The sequence below is a fragment of the Sagittula sp. S175 genome (genome assembly GCF_049800975.1).
Taxonomy (GTDB): domain Bacteria; phylum Pseudomonadota; class Alphaproteobacteria; order Rhodobacterales; family Rhodobacteraceae; genus Sagittula.
The window spans coordinates 138,645-157,216 of the sequence record NZ_JBNAGB010000010.1; the positions used below are offsets into that span (position 1 = coordinate 138,645).

Sequence of the window (18,572 nt, forward strand, 5' to 3'; positions counted from 1 at the left end):
CGCCTTGCCGTCCCAATGCCCGACAGTGCCGTCCCTCGCCGACCCCAGCGCGGCCCCGGTGAACCCGCTGTCGCCGCCGCCTTGGTGGCCTTCGGTCGACTGATGCCCCTGGTGGCCCTGGTGTCCCTGATGACCTTGGTGTCCCTGATGACCTTGGTGCCCCTGATGGCCTTGATGACCTTGGTGCCCTTGGTGACCCTGATGACCTTGATGGCCCTGGTGTCCGTACACCGGCATGAAATGTCCCCCTGAAATCCGATTGCCGCCATGTTGGGCAAAGCCTTGCCCCCGCGTCAAAACTTCTCCATCGCACGGACAAACTATTAACGGAATATTTACGCCTGTTGCCGGAGCGCTGCGGTAATGCTAGCGTTTACATGCATTTGGAGGATGCAGATGTCCGCGGATCGGCCGAGTCTCTTCAGGATTGACGTACTTGGACCGTTGCGGCTCACCTCGACCAGCGGTGAGGACTGCACGCCCAAAGGGGCAAAGAATCAGGCACTTGTCGCCATGCTCGCCCTCAGCCCCGGCATGGAACGACCCCGCCGCTGGATCGAGGACAAGCTCTGGTCGACCTTCGGTCCCGAGCAGGCCAGCGCCAACCTCCGTCAGGCCCTGTCCAAGCTGCGCACGGCGTTTGGCGACGACGCCGACATCCTCACCGCCGATCGCAGCAACATCCGTCTTGAACCGCGCCGAATCCGCGTCGACCTTCTGGAAGAGGTCATTCCCAGCGACGAACGCACGGAACTGCTCGAAGGGCTGGACGTGCGCGATCCCGAATTCGAGGACTGGCTGCGGCAGGAGCGCGCGCAGCTTCAGGCCATGGTCAGCCGCGCCACCCCGCAGGAAACGCGCGGGATCCTCATCAACTGCCGCTCCGAAGACGAAACACCGGGCCGCGCCCGCATCGCCTCGGACGTGCTGTCAAACCAGATTGGCGAAAGCATCGCCGAGCAGGTCCGCGCGTGGCGGCAGGCCGATCCGGTCAGCGTTGGCGCGCAGGGGGCGCCCGAGGCCGATGTGCTGATCCAGAGCCACCTTGTGGACGAAGGCAACGGCCACATGCTGTTCCTCAAGGCAGTGCACCAGCCCAGCGCCCGTATCCTCTATTCGAAACTGCAGCGCATCGACCGGTTGGAAGCGATCTACACCACCGAAGAGGACATCGCCCGCACCATCTACGAAGCTGCCGACCAGATCCTTGGCAAGCTGCCGCATGTGCTGGCCAAGGACCGCCCCGAGACCCGTTCGACCGCGCTGTCGCGGCTGGCGATGTACCGCATGTTCAGCTTCGAACAGGACGCCCTGCGCGAAGCCTACGGGCTGATGGAACAGGCCTACCGCCATGATGAAAACGGCCTGTATCTGGCGTGGAGCAGCATGATCCGCGTCATTCAGATGATGGAGATGTCCGAGGCCGATCAGGGTGCCCTGATGGACGAGGCGGTGGAACTGTATTACCGCGCCATGGAGATGTCCGGCGACAACGGCCTTGTGCAGGCCATCGTGTCCAAGGTCCGCAGCACCGCCTTTGGCGACACCGCCGGGGTGCTGGACCTTGCGCGCACGGCGGTGGAACGCAACCCCTCCGGCGCCTTTGCGCTGAAATCCCTGTCCGAGGCCTACATGGGCATCGGCGAGATGGAGCAGGCGTTCCAGCTGTCCGCCCGCGCCACGCGCATCGCGCGGTCCTCTCCCTTCAAGCACTGGTGGGACACCGGGCATTGCTTTGCAGCCATCGCCTGCGACCGCCACGATGATGCCATTGCCTCGGGCGAGGCGGCGACCCGCTCCGCCCCCCTGTCGCGCCCGGCGCACCGTGCGCTCCTGTCGCTTTACGCAAAGCGTGGCGACCTCGCCAAGGCACAGGATGTCGCCAACAAGATGGCGAAAATCGAGCCGGGCTTCACCCTCGACAAGATGGTGAACGACCCCGCCTACCCGGTGCGCACTCTGCGCAACAAAGGATTGCTGGAGCCTATCCGCGCTCTCCTGTGAGTGAAATTACCCCGCTCTGACGCGCGCCGAAAAAGGGCGCCGCGTTTCGAACAATGCACTCAATAATCCTCAGATTACCCACGAAATCGCCCATTTCAGCCACATTCCTCCCGTTTCTGAAACAGCGGGCAGAAGCCCGCCTTGGAACGAATTGTGCAGAGACGGGAAATGCGGACCACAGCGCATATTGCTGAGCCGTTGCAGGGCCTCCCGAGGCCTGTCTTCGCCTGCGCGCACGAAGGACGCTGAGAATGGCGACGTACACGGTCACGCTGGTAAACTGGAACGACCCGGCCTTCTGGTCGGGCATCAGCACGGTCAACGGCGACACGCTGGACATGACCGCGCTGGCCGGTTTCACGATCAGCTATGACCGCACCACCGGCGTCCTGACGTTCAACGATGGCACGACGACCTTCACCGTGGGCAGTGCCGGGGCAACCGGCACCGATGCCACCGTGGGCAGCGGCTTCGTCCACAACTTCGACACGCTGCTCACGGCAGACGGTGCCGACTACTTTGACATGGGCACCGACCCGCAAAGCATCAACGCAGGTGCCGGAGACGACGAGATCCACGCCGGCGGCGGCAATGACACTGTCGATGGCGGCACGGGCAACGATTACCTCGCCGACGGCGACGGCAACGACTCGATGATCGGTGGCGCGGGCAACGATATCTTCGAGGCGGGGACCGGGAACGACACGCTGATCGGTGGCGACGGCGACGACCTGTTCGTCCTGTCCGGCAACTGGGGCAGCGACACCATCTTTGGCGACAATACCGCCAGTTCCGCCACCGGTTCCAACAACGATATCCTCGACTTCAACGCGGCCACGTCACCGATCAACGTGACCTTCACAGGATGGGAGGACGGCACCGCCACCTCTGGCGGCAACTCGGTGATCTTCGACAATATCGAAGGCATCCGCGCGACGAGCCTCAACGACACCATCGACGCATCGGCGGATGGGTCCGGCCTGTACCTCGACGCCAGCGACGGAGCAGACGCCGTCATCGGCGGCAGCGGCGCCGACGTCATCAAGGGCGGCTCGGGCGCGGATACCCTGTCGGGCGGTGACGGCGCGGACAGCATCGACGGCGGCACCGGGTCCGACAATATCACCAGCGGAAACGGCGCCGACTTCGTCGCTGGCGGCTCCGGGCGCGACACCATCGACTCCGGTGCGGGCAACGACACGATCTACGGCGACGAGGCGGATGTCGGTCGTGACGCGGGCACGCTGAACACCTTCGACTTCAGCACGATTTCCGCGACCGGGGATTCCGGCGCGGGGTCCATCGGGGCCTACGCCATATACGACAACATCGGCGTCACTTCGGACGGCACGGTGGTGCAGGCGCGCCTGACCATCGTCGGCTCGGACGACCCGAACATCGACGTGACCTTCACCACCAACGGGGTCAGCCTGAACGGCGACGCGGCCTCTGCCGTGGGCACAGGGGGCAAGCTGCAGTTCGAGTTCTTCGATCAGGCGACGGGTCTGCCGATCCAGCTGGACAGCGCGTTTACCTTCATCGACATCGACACCACCGCCGAAAGCGTATCCGTCAACTCCGGCGACGTGGACAGCGTTGCCCTGTCCGGTGGTGCGACCCCGACCTCGCTGACCGTCTCCGACACGGGCGAGCAGCTGACGGTCAATTCCAACAATGACAACGTCGCCGCCACGGACGAGACGCACTGGGCCCAGTTCGCCTTTACCGACCAGCAGACCCTGACGTTCGAGGTCACGACACGCGGCGCCCTGACGAACTACTGGTTCACCGACCAGGGCTTTACCGAGACGCCCGTCGTGACCGCCTCCACGCCCGAAAGCCAGGATGACTCCATCGACGCGGGCGATGGCGACGACCTGATCTACGGTGGCGCAGGCAACGACACCATCCTGTACGGCGATGGCCTCGACACCGTCTATGGCGGCAACGGCAACGACAGCATCGACGACATCGGCGGCAGCGCCACCAACACCTCTTCGACCATCTACGGCGAGGCAGGCAACGATACGGTCTACGGCACCGCGGCGGGCGACTACATCGACGGCGGCGCGGACAACGACGCGCTCTATGGCGAGGTCGGCAACGACACCCTGATCGGTGGCGATGGCGACGACGCCGTCTACGGGGCAGAGGGCGCCGACACGCTGTACTCCGGCGGCGGCAACGACCTGCTGGACGGCGGCCACGACGGCGACGTCTTTCTTGTCGAAGACGGCAGCGGCACCGACACCATCGTCGGCGGTGAAAGCGTCACCACGGGCCGCGACTTCGACATCGTGGACCTGTCGCTGCTGACCACATCCGGCAGCGTCGATTTCACCGGCTTCGAGGCCGGGGCTGTCACCGACGGCACCGACACGATCTCCTTCTCCCAGATCGAAGCGATCGTCGGCAGCAATCAGGCCGACACGGTCGACGCGACGCTGGACGGCACCTTCAACGCCATAAACCTCGCCATCGACGGCGGCGCGGGCGACGATTCCGTCATCAGCTACGGCACCGATGGCAGCGGCAACGCAAACGTCGACACGATCTACGGCGGCGCAGGCAACGACACCATCAGCTCGGGCGGCGGCGACGACCAGGTGCATGGCGGCGACGGCGACGACCTGATCTCCTCCGGCTACGCAAACGATGGGGCGGGCGATACCGTCTGGGGCGGCGCTGGCAACGATACGATCAACTCGATCGAGGGTTCGACCGGCCTGAATTCCTCCGTCGGCGACCACGTCGACGGCGGCACGGGCAACGACTCGATCACCGGTACGGACGATACGGCGGGCCTTTATCAGGGCGACACGCTGATCGGGGGCGAAGGCGACGACACCATCGACGGCCTTGCGGGCGACGACCTGATCTATGGCGACCTGCGGTCCTCGTCGACGCTGACCTATTACGTCGACGACACCGGCAACCTGTACCAGCTCAACCACGCCACCGGCGGGACTCAGACGCTTCTGCAATCGGGTCTTCAGACCTACGGCGACATCGCCACTGGGGCAGACGGTCTGCTGTATGGCGTCACGGCGACAAATACGCCCGGGTCGACCACCTCGGGCATCTACCGCATCGACCCGGCGACCGGGACCGAAACGCTGGTCGGCGACATCCCCAACGCGGCCGAGACCTATTCCTCGATCACCTTCGACTCGCAGGGCCGCATCTATATCGCCGACGATGCCACCGGCGAACTGCGCCTGTTCGAATTCGACGACATCAACGGCTATGTCCAGACCGGGGTCGCAGGCACCCTGCAACCGAACACGCAGGACCTGCTGTTCATCGACCAGGACACGGCCTGGGCCGTGGCGAACGGGCGCATCTACAGCTACGACGTCGCCGCCGACGGCACCTTCTCGAACGAGACGGACCTGGGCGAGATCGTTCCCGGCCAGACCGACATCGTCGGCCTGCAGCTGTCCGAATTCGGCGCGGTCGTCGCGCTGGAGGCCTCCGGCGAAGGGCACTACACTTACAACCTCACGACCCCCAGCTGGACCAGCACCGGCTATGTCGCGGCGCACAGCGGGTCGATCACCGGTGCGGCGGCCTATCAGGATCAAGGGTTTGGCGTCACCGGCAACGACCTCATCAACGGCGGCGACGGCAACGACACGATCTTCTCGGGCGAGGGCAACGACACCGTCTACGGCGGCGCGGGCAACGACTACATCGACGACCGCAACGGGGCGATCCCCTCGGGGGACAACTTCCTCGACGGCGGATCGGGCAACGATACGATCTACGGCGGCAACGGCGACACGACGATCTACGGCGGCACCGGGGCCGACCTGCTCGACGGCGAAGGTGGCGCGGACATCTTCATCAACGGCGACGCCTTCGGAAACGACACGGTGTCCGGCGGCGAGAGTGCGGGCACCTCCACCGACAACGACACGCTGTCCTTTGCCGACATGACCCTCTCGGGTGTGACCGTCACCCTGACCGGGGCAGAGGCGGGCACCGCGACGGCGGGCGGCGACACGCTGACCTTCTCGCAGATCGAGGCCCTTGTCCTCACCAACCAGTCCGACACATGGGACGCCAGCGCCGTGATGACGGGCTGGACCGTGGACATGCTGGGCGGTGACGACACCATCACCAGCGGCGCGGGCAATGACAGCATCGACGGTGGCGCCGACAGCGACACCTTCATCCTTCAGGACGGCTGGGGGCAGGACACCATCGCAGGTGGCGAAGGCATAACCACCGGCATCGACTTCGACACGCTGACCTTCCTCGGTGTGACCACCTCCGTCACTGTCACCTATACCGGGGATGAGGCCGGGTTCGTCACGGATGGCACCAACACGGTCACCTTCACCGGGATCGAACGGATCATCCTGACCACCAGTGCCGACACGGTCGATGCCAGCCTCGACACCGCAGGCGTGAGCATCGAGACCGCCGACGGCAACGACAGCATCCTCGGCGGTTCGGGCGACGATTCCATCACCAACTGGGGCGGGTATGACACCGTCCTTGGCGGCGACGGCAACGACACCCTGCGCGGCTCCGGCTGGTACGAAGGCGGCGCAGGCAATGACCTGATCGACTTCACGGCAGGCGGCGGACCCGGCGCGGGCAACTTCAACATCGGCGACGGCGGCGCGGGCAACGACACGCTGATCGGCGCCGATCTCCAGAACGACTGGTTCTTCCTCTCGGACGGCGTCGACACCATCGACGGCGGCACGCAAGAGGCAGGCTTCCGCGACTGGATTTCGGGCGAACACCTGACCGAGGGCTTCTACGCCGACATGCAGGCGGGCACGGCGACCTGGGGCCTTGGCAACATCACCACCTTCTCGAACATCGAGGGGGCGGACGGGTCGGATTTCAACGACACGATCGACGGCAGCACCGCCGACGATTCCATGACCGGGGGCCTCGGCAACGACAGCCTCAGCGGCCTCGACGGCAACGACACGCTCGAAGGGCAGGAAGGCGACGACACCCTGTCGGGCGGCGCGGGCGCGGACAGCCTGCTGGGCGGCGACGGCGCGGACGTCCTGACCGGCGGCGCCGGAACCGACACGCTGGACGGCGGCGCGGATGGCGACAAGTTCCTGCTGACCGGCGTCGACATCGGCGACCAGGTGATTGGCGGCGAGACGGCGACCACCGGAACCGACAACGACACCCTCTCGGGCGCGGGCTTCACCGCCACCGGGATAGAGGTCAACTTCACAGCCGACGAGGACGGATTTTACGGCGACGGCACCAACGTCGGCAGCTTCACCGGGATCGAACACCTCGAACTGTCGAACCAGAACGACACGGTCGATGCCTCCGCCTCGACCAATGACATGACCATCAGCGGTCTGGGCGGTGACGACTACATCATCGGCAGCGACAGCATCTCCGTGGCCGACCCCTCCCTCGGCGGCTCCGACCTGATCGACGGCGGCGACGGCAACGACACGATCTTTGGCGCGGGCGGTGACGACACCATCATCGGCGGTCTGGGCAACGACAGCATCGACGGCAACCAGGGCAACGATTCCATCACCGGCGGCAACGGGTCCGACACCCTGCGCGGTCTCGAAGGCAACGACTTCGTCTCGGGCGGCGCGGGCGACGACACGGTCGAGGGCAACGAGGGCGACGACACCCTTTATGGCGGCGACGGCAACGACTGGCTGCGCGGCTCCTACGACAACGACATCCTCTATGGCGGCGCGGGCGACGACTACCTCTGGGGCGGCTGGGGCGACGACACCTTTGTCATCGAGAACGGTTTCGGCAACGACACCGTCGACGCCGAGGGCGTGGCCGAGACCAATGGCGACACGCTGGACCTGAGCGCCGTCACCGATGCCCTCACCATCGACCTCACCCACATCGACCCCGAGATCGGCACCGTCACCGACGGCACCGATACCCTCAGCTTCAACGAGATCGAGACCATCGTTCTGGGCTCCGGGCGCGACACGCTGATCCTCGCGGATGGCTCCGGCCTCGACCAGGTGAGCGGTTTCAACCTGACGGATTCCGGCGACGGCACCACCGTCGACCAGCTGGATGTCTCAGGCCTCACCGACCTGAACGGCTCGCCGGTCAACACCGGCGACGTGGTGGTCAGCGACGATGGCGCGGGCAACGCGGTCCTGACCTTCCCCAACGGCGAGGCGCTGACCCTGTTGGGCGTGGCCCCTGCGGCGGTCTCCTCCCCCGCCGTGCTGGCCGCCATGGGCATCCCCGCCCCCGACTACGTGATCGACGGCACCGCCGGGGCGGACAGCATCGACGCCAGCTACATCGGCGACCCCGATGGCGACATGGTGGACAACAGCGACGCGGCGGACGCCTCTCAGGACGACGTGGTTAACGCTGGCGCGGGCAATGACACCGTCATCACCGGCACGGGTGACGACTCGGTCCTGGGCGGGACGGGGGACGATTCCCTCGTCGGCGGCACCGGGGCGGACACGCTGGCAGGCGAGGATGGCGACGACACCTTTGTCCTTCAGGACGGGTTCGGCAACGACTCCCTGACCGGCGGCGAAACGGGCGAGACCAACGGCGACACGCTCGACCTCACGGCCCTCACCACCGCCACCACCATCGACCTCACCTCCGCCACCCCCGAAAGCGGGACCGTCAGCGACGGCACCGACACCGCGACCTTTGCCGAGATGGAAAACATCCTCCTCGGAGGTGGCCGCGACACCATCGTCCTGGCGGATGGCAGCGGTGCGGACACGGTGACGGGCTTCGACCTGACCGACTTCGGCGACGGCACCACGAACGACCAGCTGGACGTTTCCGGCCTGACCTCTGATGGCACGACCCCGGTCCACGCAAACGACGTGACCGTGACCGACGACGGGTCGGGCAACGCGGTCCTGACCTTCCCCGGCGGCGAAAGTCTCACGCTCGTCGGCGTCGCCCCGGCGCAGCTGTCCACCCTCGACTTGCTAGTGGCCATGGGCCTCCCGGACGCGCGCGACCTGATCGTGACGGGCACCGCAGGCGACGACACCATCGACGCCAGCTACCTCGGCGACCCCGAGGGCGACCGCGTCGACGGCCTCGACAGCCTCGGAACCGACAACGACAGCATCGTCGCCGGGGCGGGCAATGATAGCATCGTCGCGGGCGCAGGCAACGACACCGTGCGCGCCGACGAGGGCGACGACACGGTCCTTGGCGGCGACGGCGACGACTTCCTCTACGGCTTTGACGGGTCGGACAGCATCGACGGCGGCGCAGGCAATGACCTGATCAACACGCGCACCGCCCCCGGAGGTGCCATCCCCGATGTCGCCTACCCCGGCTTCTACACCGCCGACGCCGACCCCACCGACGACCGCGACACGGCCATCGGCGGCGACGGCAACGACACCATCCTGACGGGCGATGACGGCGACCTCGTCTACGGCGACGCCGGCGCGGACGAGATCAACTCTGGCGTCGATGACGACACCGTCCATGGCGGCACGGGCAACGACACCATCTACGCCGACGAGGGCAACGACTGGGTCGATGGCGGCGCGGACGACGACCTGATCTACGGCGACGGCACCGACACGATCACCGGCCCGCTGAACATCGCCGACGACACCGACCTCGCGCCCGACAACGGACAGGACACCCTGTACGGCGGCGACGGCAACGACACGATCTTTGGCATGGACGATGCCGACCTGATCCACGGCGACGCCGGGAACGACAGCCTCGACGGCGGGATCGACAACGACTCGGTGTTTGGTGGCAGCGGCACCGACACCGTGCTGGGCGGCGCGGGCTCCGATACGCTGGATGGCGGCGCGGATGCCGACAGTATCGACGGCGGGGCCGACGCCGACCTGATCGTGCTGACCGACGGCTTTGGCGCGGACACCATCCACGGTGGCGAGACGACGACCTACGGAACCGATAACGACACGCTGGACGGCTCCGCTCTCAGCGCGCCGCTGACCGTGACCTACTCCGGTGCCGAAGCGGGAACCGCCTCGGATGGCACCGACACTGCGACCTTCGACGGGATCGAAAGCCTCGTCCTGACCTCCGGCAACGACAGCGTCGACGGCACGGCGGATACGGCGGGGCTAAACGTCACGGCGGGCGATGGCGCGGACACCATCGACGGCGGCACCGCGGCCGACTCCATCGACGCGGGCACCGGCAACGACGTGGTGACCGGCGGCGACGGCAACGACTCGGTCACTGCGGGCGACGGCAACGACAACGTCTCGGGCGATGCGGGCGACGACACGCTGATCGGCGGCCTCGGCAACGACAGCCTCGACGGCGGCGCAGACAACGACATCCTCACGGGCGGCGACGGCGACGACACGCTGATCGGTGACACGGGCGACGATTACCTGACCGGCGGCGCGGGGGCGGACAGCCTCGATGCGGGCGCCGGGAACGACACCATCTACGCCGGATCGGGGGACACCGTGACGGGCGGCGACGGCGACGACAGCTTCTTTGTCGGCCCGTCGGACGTGAACGGCATTGCTCTGACCATCACCGGCGGTGAAGGCGGCGAAACGTTGGGCGACACGCTCAACATCACCGGCCCGGCCACCATCAACATGACCGGGGCCGAAGCGGGCACCGTCACATGGGTCGACGGCACCGTCCTGACCTTCTCCGAGATCGAGAACGTCAACTACGTGCCCTGCTTCACCCCCGGCACACGGATCAAGACCGCCCGCGGCGAAGTCGACGTGGCCGAGATCACCGTGAACGACCGCATCCTCACCCGCGACAACGGCTACCAGCCGGTGCGCTGGACGGGGACGAAATCGTTGACCGGCAGCCAGTTACGCAACGATCCGACCCTGCAACCGATCCGCATACAGGCGAACGCCTTTGGCCCCGGCCTGCCGGAACACGACATGTTGGTGTCACCGCAGCACCGCGTTGCCCTTACCGGCGCCCGCGTCCAACTCCTGACCGGAGAGGACGAGGTCCTCGCCGCCGCTGGCAGCCTGACCCAGAACCCCAGGGTCAGGCAGGTCAGTCCGGGCAAAGGCGTCACCTACGTCCACTTCATGTTCGACCGGCACGAATTGGTGATGTCCGACGGGACATGGACCGAAAGCTTCCAGCCCGGGGATCTGTCACTGGCAGGTCTCGACGCGCCGCAACGCGTCGAGCTGCTGCGGCTGTTCCCGGAACTGACCTTCCAGCGCGGGCTGGAGGCATACGCCGCCGCCCGCACCACGCTCAGAGGCTATCAGGCGAGGCTGCTGGCCGAGGCCTAGCCCACCGCCTGCAACAGCGCCTGCGAAGGCTCGCCCGTCACGGGCAACCCCTTGGCCTGTTGATAGGCGCGGATCGCAGCCTCGGTCTTCTTGCCCAACACGCCGTCCGGCGTGCCCGCGTCGAACCCGGCGCGGCTCAGCCCGGCCTGCAGGGCCTGCCGGTCCTCCAGCGTCAGCCCATGCTTGTCCGGGCCGAAACCAGTAACCAGCGGCCCGCCCCCGGCCAGCCGCGACGCCAGATATCCCACACCCAGCCCGTAATTCTCAGACGGGTTATAGCGCAGGATCACCTCGAAGTTGCGGAACACCATGAAGGCCGGCCGCCCCACGCCCATGGGTGCCAGCACCGCCGCCGAGCCGCCCGAGGGCAGCGACCCGCGCGCCGCCTGTACACCCAAGGCCTGCCACTCGCCCACGCTGCGCTTCGCCCCCTTGCCGATCCGGGCCGAGAACCCCTGCGGCAAGGTCACCTCCAACCCCCAGGGCTGGCCCGTCTGCCAGCCCGACTTGGCCAGGTAATTTGCCGTCGTGCCAAAGGCGTCGATCGGGTTTGGCCCCCAGACATCGCGCCGCCCGTTTCCGTCGAAATCCACCGCGAACCGCTGAAAAGCGTTCGGCATCAACTGCGTATGCCCCGATGCCCCGGCCCAGCTGCCCAGCAGCTCCTCCGGGCGCGCATCGCCCGATTGGATCATCTTCAACGCGTCCATCAGGTTGGCTTCAAAAAACGCCCCGCGCCGCCCCTCCCACGCCAGTGTCGAGGTGGACGAGATCACCGGGATCTCGCCGCGCTTGGTGCCAAAGTAACTCTCGACCCCCCAGATCCCGGCCAGCACGTTGGCATCCACGCCATAACGGCCCTCCACCGCCGCCAGAGCCTGCCGCTGCCCCGCAGCCGCACGGCGCCCAAAGGCCACCTTTTCCTCTGGCGCGACCAAGGCGAGGTAATCCTCCAGCGAACGGCGGAATTCAGTCTGGTTGCGGTCACGGTCGATGACACCGGGCAGGTATCCCGCGCCACGGAACGCACGGTTCAACGTGTCCGCGGAAATCCCACGGCTCTGCGCACGCGCCCTGAACGCCTGCACCCAGGCATCATAAGACGTGTTCGGCTGCGGTCGAAACTCCGGCCCGAGGGCCCCACCACGCGGTGCCACCGGCGCGCTGCCACGCGGCGCACTGCTGCATCCCGCAAGCCCGAAGGCCGCCGCGCCAAGCAGAATATGCCGTCTCGTAATTCTCATTTTGCGTCTCCGGGGATTGGGGATTACCCCAGTCGTAACCCGGCGTTTCGACCACCCGCAACGTCAGGATGAACCGGGCGCTCCGGTCAGCAAGTGTGCGCCGTCGTACAGGACCAAGCCCAGAAGGACCGCCACCAGAACAACGGCAAGCGCCCAGAACCAGTAGCGGTTCCGCAAGGGGGTCGCACGAAAACAGTAGGGGCAGGTTGATGCCCCCATTCGCAACTCATAGTTGCACTCACACCGCATAAGTCTCTTTTTCATCACACCCTCAATAACAAAACACGCGAGACATCGCGGAATCGGACATGCAAAAAAGACTTCGGAGAACATCGCGGTGGCAATAAAACCGCGGCCTTCTGGCGCGCTTTTACTTAGGTCACACCATCCCATGCTGCAAATCCAGCACTGCTGCCATATAACCTATCAGCACAGGTCTGCAGCAAACCCATATTGTGCATTAATTAGTCAACAAATTCTAAATACGGAATTTCCCACCGCATGCCACCTCCCTCCGGCACCTGCCTTGATCGGCAGGCGAAAACCAGCCGACAAACCGAATGCAGACGCGCCAACAACCGCATGGTCGCGTTCTTGTCCGTGTTACGCTGTTGCCCCGCCGCCAGCAGGGGGAAATTGGCGAACGTATGCCCCGTAACATCGCTGTCCGGCCCGGGGCGTCCATGTCCGGCCTGACATCCGCCCTGCTGCGCAGTCCGGTCACGCTGTCTATCCTGACCTTGGCATTGGTCGTTTTCGGGATCGAAGGCCCCGCGACCGACCCGACCCGTTTCCAGTCGCTGCCCGACCTGCTGCGCGGCATCTATCGCCATGGCTCGCTCCTGCATCTTTTGACCAACGCAGGGCTTCTGCTCGGCGGGGGCTTGGTGGTCGAACCGCGCCTTGGCAGCTGGATCGTCATTTTCCTCGCGGCGACAGCGGCCATCACGGGCACAATCGCCGAAGGGTTGATTTCCGGCGGCGGCTTTGTCGGTCTTTCCGGCTTGGCCTATGCTCTCGCAAGTGCCGCATTGTTGCTGACGCGCACCAGCCGCCAACAATTCTCCGCCACCGTCCTGATCGCTCTCGGATTATCCGCCGAATGGGCCTTTCTTCGCCAGGACCTCGCGGTATACACCCACATCGCGGGCGCAACCACGGGAATAGTATTTGCCATGTTTTCCAGTTTATTCGGCGCCAAGGGGGCTCAGCTGAAGCCGATGAAATGGGACCATGTGGCCAAGGTGGTTCCGATCATTGCCGAGACCGACGAAGACGACGCATCCGAAGCCGAAGAAGTCTTTCTTTCCCGCGGCTTCGACAACATGTTAGTGTTGGTTGAAAAGGGGCGTATCCTGGGACTGACGGGCTTTGACATGGACCCGCTCGTCCCTGACGTGGCTTGGCTCAGCTGGACTTATCTGGGCCGCGATCACATCGGGCAAGGCTACGGCAGCCAGATGTTCAACGACCTGCTCGGGATGCTGAACAAACAGGGCGTCCGCAAGATATTCATCGAGACCTCGGACTACGCAGAAGATGGTAAATCCATCTATGCCGGGGCGCATAGGCTTTACGAGGAATTCGGTGCGACGCTCGAATTGACCATCCCCGACTACCATGCGCCCGGCGAGTCCAAACTCATCTTCGGGTTGCTGAACCCCGAGGCACCAGACGTCGAAATCACCCCGGACAACAGCGCCCCGGGCCTCGCTCTCACCGGGCTGGACAAGGCACCGGAGGCCGATGCCGTGGCCGGTTTGCGCTGGGAGGAAATCCCCACTGGCTTCTCCGGCGCCGATTTCGCTTTGTCCAATGCCCGCGAGCAGGGTTTTCGCATGGCCGTTCTGGCCGTGCCATCTGACATTTCCAGCGCACAGGGTGACGCCCTCCGCGCCAAGGGTTTCCGTCTGGTGGGACAGCTGACGGAATACTACGGGTCCGGCCTCGGTCAGGACTGGTGGACGCATGACCTTGCGTCCTGAGACAGCAAACATATTGGAGAGTAACAATGTTTGATAAAATCAAGTTGGTCGGCATCATCGCCGTCATCGGCTTCGTCGCTTACGGTGCCATCTTTGGCGACAGTGGTGAGCAGACCGCCGATCTGGGCGAAGTTCTTGACCGGACCGAATTCGCCCTCGTTAACTACGATGGCTATCTGACCGAGAACAACGTGACCGAAGTCACCGAAGAGAACATCGCCCAGTTCACCGGCTACCTGACAGAGATCTACAACTCCGAGCCGCGCTTTTACGATCAGGCGCTGGGGCTCGAGATCCAGACCGATGCCAAGTTTCTGGGCTACGCCGATGCCAATGCGAACGGCGTGCGCGACACTGGCGAAGGCGACGTCTTCACCGTTGAAATTGACGAAGAAAACCGCCGCCTGATTGCCACGGACATGGCCGGTCATTCGTCTGGCCTGCGCTTCTCCGGCACCGGTTTCCTGGCGGGTGCCTTCATCGGTTCGATGCTGGCCCGTCAGCGCAATGCCGGCATCACTGCGGCTTCGTTCAACAACCGCAATCCCACCCCGCGCTCCAGCTACAAGGCACCGTCCTCGGCCCGCTCCGGCGGCTTGCGTGCGGGCAAGTAACGTTAATGGGGGGCCGCAAAGCCCCCCCCGACCTGATCCCCCATGACACAAGAAACCCGTTACGCCGACCTCGCCCAGCGCAAGGCGGTGGTCCTGCTTGGCTCGATCCTGATCGTGGCGCTCTGCGGCATCGTCTATGAACTCATCATCGGCGCGGTATCCAGCTACCTTCTCGGCAACTCGATCTATCAGTTTTCCCTGACCATCGGCTTCTTCATGTTCGCCATGGGAGTCGGTTCCTACGTCTCGCGCTTCATCGGCGGGAACCTGATCCAGGCTTTCGTCTGGGTCGAACTGGCGCTGGCCGTCGTCGGCGGTCTCTGTTCCATCGCGCTGTTCATGCTGTTTCCCTATGCCCCGTGGCTGTATACAACGGGTATGTTCTTTTTCATCTCCGCCATCGGTCTGCTGGTGGGTTTGGAAATTCCAATACTGACGCGTGTCCTGTCGCAACGATCGACCACGCGGGAATCCATCTCGGACGTGCTGTCGCTTGATTATATCGGCGCGCTCATCGGCTCCGTCGCCTTCCCCATCCTTTTGCTGCCGTCGCTTGGCTTGATCTCCTCCAGCTTCGCCATTGGCCTGACGAACTGCGGCGTGGCTCTGCTGAACGTACTCTGGCTGCGCGACGAACTGGATGATTTCAAGCGGATGCTGATGGCCACCCTCGTCACGTTCCTGTTGCTTTGTGTACTGACCCTGACGGCCAACAGGATCACCGCATTTGCACAGGATCACCTGTATTTCGACCAGATCGTGATGCGAAAACAATCGCCTTATCAGGCACTTGTCGTCACCAACACTTGGAAGAAGAACGACGTCCGCCTCTATATCGACGGGCATCTGCAATTCGCTCAGGCCGACGAATACCGCTACCACGAAGCCCTGGTGCATCCGCTCATGACCTGGGGCGGCCGCGCACCGGAGCAGGTTCTTATCCTCGGTGGCGGTGACGGTCTCGCCGTGCGCGAGATTCTGCGCCACCCCTCCATCACCCGCATTGACCTCGTCGATCTCGACCCTGCGATCACCGACCTCGCCCGAGACTTCGAGCCGCTGAAACGGCTGAACAAGAACGCCATGAGCGCCGAGGTTCTTCATCTATACAACATGGATGCATTCACATTCGTGAAAGATGCAGAGGTCAAGTACGACCGCGTAATCCTCGACTTTCCCGACCCGCATAACGAGGCGCTGTCAAAACTCTACGCCGTGGAGTTCTACGCCATGGTGCGCCGTATCCTCGCTCCGGGCGGCGCCGTGGTCAGCCAGTCATCCTCGCCATTTTTCTCACCGCATACCTACTGGACCGTGGGTCACACCATGGCCGAGATCTTTCCGCAGGTGGTCAACTACCAAGTTTCCGTTCCCAGCTTCGGCGTCTGGGGATTCACCCTCGCGAGCCTCGACCCCGCCGCGACGCTCGGGCCCCTGCCCGACGGCCTTCGCTATCTCACACCCCAGACTTTCGCCGCCGCGCTGGACTTCCCTTCAGACATCCAGCCACGTCGCGCCCTCAGGGTGAATTCGATCTTCAACCCGACGATATACGAAGAGTACGCAAAGGACCTTGGCCGGTTCTAAGGCATTGCCCGAAACCGCCATGGAACCAAACCTTCCCCCGAGAGTTGACCCAGCAGAACAGCACAACGGGAGAAACTCCAATGGAATATGGCATTTTCGGCCTTATCATCCTCGTCCTCGACATCTACGCAATCTACCAGACGCTGACCTCCGGCGCGTCGACAGTGGCAAAGATCGTCTGGACCCTTGCAATTCTGATCCTGCCGGTTCTGGGCTTCATCGCTTGGCTGGTGGCCGGTCCGCGCGGCGGGAACCGTGTACACATCTAATGTGCAACAGGTATGAAAAAGGGCGGCTCCCTCGAGCCGCCCTTTTTTTATGTCCAGTGCAAAGACGTCAGCCGCGCACCCAACCGACGATCTGCCCGGCAGGCATGGCACCAGACTGGCGCTTCTTCTCGCGCCCTCCGGTGAACTCGATCATCGTCGGGATGCCGCGAATGCCATGCTGCGCCGAAGGCTGCGGATGCGCTTCGGTGTTCAGTTTCACCAGACGCGCCTCGCCGCGCAACTCCCCGGCCGCCTTGGAAAATTCCGGAGCCATCATACGACACGGCCCGCACCACGGCGCCCAGAAATCCACCACCAAGGGCACGTCGTCGTTGCGCGCGGCCTTCGCCAGTGTTGCGGCATCCACCTCGATCGCCTTGCCCGGCATCAAGGCCGCGCCGCAGGTGCCACACTTGGGACCCGCCGTCAGCTTGTCCTCCGGCACCCGGTTCACCTGCCCACAGTCGAGACAGGTCAGTTTCTTTCCCGCCATCTTCGGATACTCCCATTCGTTTATCGGAATATAATAGGGCCACGCCGTTCATCCAAGGCCCAGCGTATGAAAATCCGCGACATGCGCCGTGCCCCCGCTATACTCGCCCACAAGACGAACAGGCAGGGAGGGCGTGCCCATGCGCAACACACTGATTTCCTTTATTCTCATGTTGACAGCCCATGCGGCCCAAGCCCAATCCGACGTCGAAAGCTACGTTGGCACGGTGCGCGCCCGCGATGTGCACGGGCTGTCCTACGGGGTGCGCGGCTGCATCGCATCGGTCTCTGACAGCGCCGTGCGGGACCAGATCGCAACGGCAGGACAACCCCTGATAAAACTGGACGACGCACAGGCGCAACTCGGTCTCCGCACCGCGCAGGCCCGTCTCTCCGATCTTCGGGCCGCCGTCGAAGAACGTGTCTTGTCCGCCGACGCCGCCGAGGCGGACCTCCGCCGCCGCGACGAGGAGCTCGCCTTCGTATCAAAGGAATTCGAACGCAACCAGACCATGTTCCGGCGCGGCCTCATCAACGAAACCACCATGGAAGCCGTCGAGCGCCGCATGATGGATGCCCGCTTTGCCGCCGACCGCGCACGCGAGGCATTGGCCACCGCAAACTCCGCCGTCGCCCGCGCCCGGATCGCCGTCGAGATCGGCGAACTGGATCTGAAAACCGCAGAGCTGGATCAGGCGGACCTCACCCTCACCGCCCCATTCGATGGTGTGCTCGTGGGCTTTGACCCGCGCGTCGGCGCCTGCGTCACCGAAGGGGCCTTGGCCGCGCAACTCTATGATCCGAAACGCAAAGCCGTGGATGTTTACGTGCTCATATCGCGCCTGTCCGACACCGAAACCGCCGTGACGCGCGGCACTGACGTGACCGTGCGGCGTGGCAACGGGCAGGATTGCGGTGGTCAAATCACATGGATCGACACCGAGGCGGATCTCGAAAGCCAATACGTCAAGACCACCATCGACGTCGAAGAAAGCTGCGCCGCCGCGCTGTTCCTCAATGAAGCGGTTGAAGTGTGGCTCACCCCTCAGACCAAGAACATGGTCAGCCAATGATGGCCAGCCCAGCCGGGCGTTAACCGCATCCTAACCATGATTACGGCAGTCTGCCCGCCAGA

Annotated in this window: 10 protein-coding genes; 8 read left to right on the forward strand and 2 right to left on the reverse strand. The window is 64.5% G+C overall.

The annotated features are described in order from the left end of the window. Positions 1-102: 102 nt before the first annotated feature. The 3 genes from ACP16H_RS14470 to ACP16H_RS14480 all read left to right on the forward strand — a co-directional run bounded on the left by ACP16H_RS14470 (position 103) and on the right by ACP16H_RS14480 (position 11,246). Positions 103-252: a hypothetical protein gene (locus ACP16H_RS14470; RefSeq protein WP_425073006.1), complete on the forward strand. Its 150-nt coding sequence runs from the start codon at positions 103-105 to the stop codon at positions 250-252. Positions 253-396: 144 nt separating this feature from the next. After that, positions 397-2,004, forward strand: coding sequence for a transcriptional regulator (locus ACP16H_RS14475; protein WP_425073007.1), 1,608 nt, complete (start codon positions 397-399; stop codon positions 2,002-2,004). A gap of 251 nt (positions 2,005-2,255) precedes the next feature. Continuing rightward, the gene (locus tag ACP16H_RS14480) at positions 2,256-11,246 is read left to right on the forward strand and encodes a Hint domain-containing protein (protein WP_425073008.1); all 8,991 of its coding nucleotides are present in this window, start codon (positions 2,256-2,258) and stop codon (positions 11,244-11,246) included. Here ACP16H_RS14480 and ACP16H_RS14485 read toward each other — a convergent pair. After that, positions 11,243-12,490: a lytic murein transglycosylase gene (locus ACP16H_RS14485; RefSeq protein WP_425073009.1), complete on the reverse strand. Its 1,248-nt coding sequence runs from the start codon at positions 12,488-12,490 to the stop codon at positions 11,243-11,245. The two genes, ACP16H_RS14480 and ACP16H_RS14485, sit on opposite strands and share 4 nt — an antisense overlap. Positions 12,491-13,173: 683 nt before the next feature. Between ACP16H_RS14485 and ACP16H_RS14490 the strand changes: the two genes are divergently transcribed. The 4 genes from ACP16H_RS14490 (at position 13,174) to ACP16H_RS14505 (ending at position 16,945) form a co-directional block, all read left to right on the forward strand. Then, the gene (locus ACP16H_RS14490; protein WP_425073010.1) at positions 13,174-14,475 is read left to right on the forward strand and encodes a rhomboid family intramembrane serine protease; all 1,302 of its coding nucleotides are present in this window, start codon (positions 13,174-13,176) and stop codon (positions 14,473-14,475) included. Positions 14,476-14,501: 26 nt separating this feature from the next. Further along, positions 14,502-15,089, forward strand: coding sequence for a hypothetical protein (locus tag ACP16H_RS14495; protein WP_425073011.1), 588 nt, complete (start codon positions 14,502-14,504; stop codon positions 15,087-15,089). A 42-nt stretch (positions 15,090-15,131) separates the two neighbouring features. Then, positions 15,132-16,676 carry a polyamine aminopropyltransferase gene (locus ACP16H_RS14500; RefSeq protein WP_425073012.1) on the forward strand — a complete coding sequence of 515 codons (1,545 nt, stop codon included), beginning with the start codon at positions 15,132-15,134 and terminating at the stop codon, positions 16,674-16,676. Between the two features lie 80 nt (positions 16,677-16,756). Continuing rightward, positions 16,757-16,945, forward strand: coding sequence for a PLD nuclease N-terminal domain-containing protein (locus ACP16H_RS14505; RefSeq protein WP_425073013.1), 189 nt, complete (start codon positions 16,757-16,759; stop codon positions 16,943-16,945). 67 nt (positions 16,946-17,012) lie between these two features. Here the strand turns inward: ACP16H_RS14505 and trxC are convergent, their stop codons facing one another. Further along, a complete protein-coding gene (gene trxC, locus ACP16H_RS14510; RefSeq protein WP_425073014.1) occupies positions 17,013-17,438 on the reverse strand; it encodes a thioredoxin TrxC in 426 nt (141 codons plus the stop codon). 139 nt (positions 17,439-17,577) lie between these two features. Between trxC and ACP16H_RS14515 the strand changes: the two genes are divergently transcribed. Next, positions 17,578-18,510, forward strand: coding sequence for an HlyD family secretion protein (locus tag ACP16H_RS14515; protein ID WP_425073015.1), 933 nt, complete (start codon positions 17,578-17,580; stop codon positions 18,508-18,510). The last annotated feature ends 62 nt before the right edge of the window (positions 18,511-18,572 follow it).

Bases quoted from the DNA above. Each gene is read 5' to 3' on its own strand.
- ACP16H_RS14470 (WP_425073006.1), top strand. From the start codon at position 103: ATGCCCCTGGTGGCCCTGGTGTCCCTGATGACCTTGGTGTCCCTGATG.
- ACP16H_RS14475 (WP_425073007.1), top strand. From the start codon at position 397: ATGTCCGCGGATCGGCCGAGTCTCTTCAGGATTGACGTACTTGGACCG.
- ACP16H_RS14485 (WP_425073009.1), bottom strand. From the start codon at position 12,490: ATGAGAATTACGAGACGGCATATTCTGCTTGGCGCGGCGGCCTTCGGG.
- ACP16H_RS14505 (WP_425073013.1), top strand. From the start codon at position 16,757: ATGGAATATGGCATTTTCGGCCTTATCATCCTCGTCCTCGACATCTAC.
- ACP16H_RS14515 (WP_425073015.1), top strand. From the start codon at position 17,578: ATGCGCAACACACTGATTTCCTTTATTCTCATGTTGACAGCCCATGCG.
- ACP16H_RS14490 (WP_425073010.1), top strand. From the start codon at position 13,174: ATGTCCGGCCTGACATCCGCCCTGCTGCGCAGTCCGGTCACGCTGTCT.
- ACP16H_RS14500 (WP_425073012.1), top strand. From the start codon at position 15,132: ATGACACAAGAAACCCGTTACGCCGACCTCGCCCAGCGCAAGGCGGTG.
- trxC (WP_425073014.1), bottom strand. From the start codon at position 17,438: ATGGCGGGAAAGAAACTGACCTGTCTCGACTGTGGGCAGGTGAACCGG.
- ACP16H_RS14480 (WP_425073008.1), top strand. From the start codon at position 2,256: ATGGCGACGTACACGGTCACGCTGGTAAACTGGAACGACCCGGCCTTC.
- ACP16H_RS14495 (WP_425073011.1), top strand. From the start codon at position 14,502: ATGTTTGATAAAATCAAGTTGGTCGGCATCATCGCCGTCATCGGCTTC.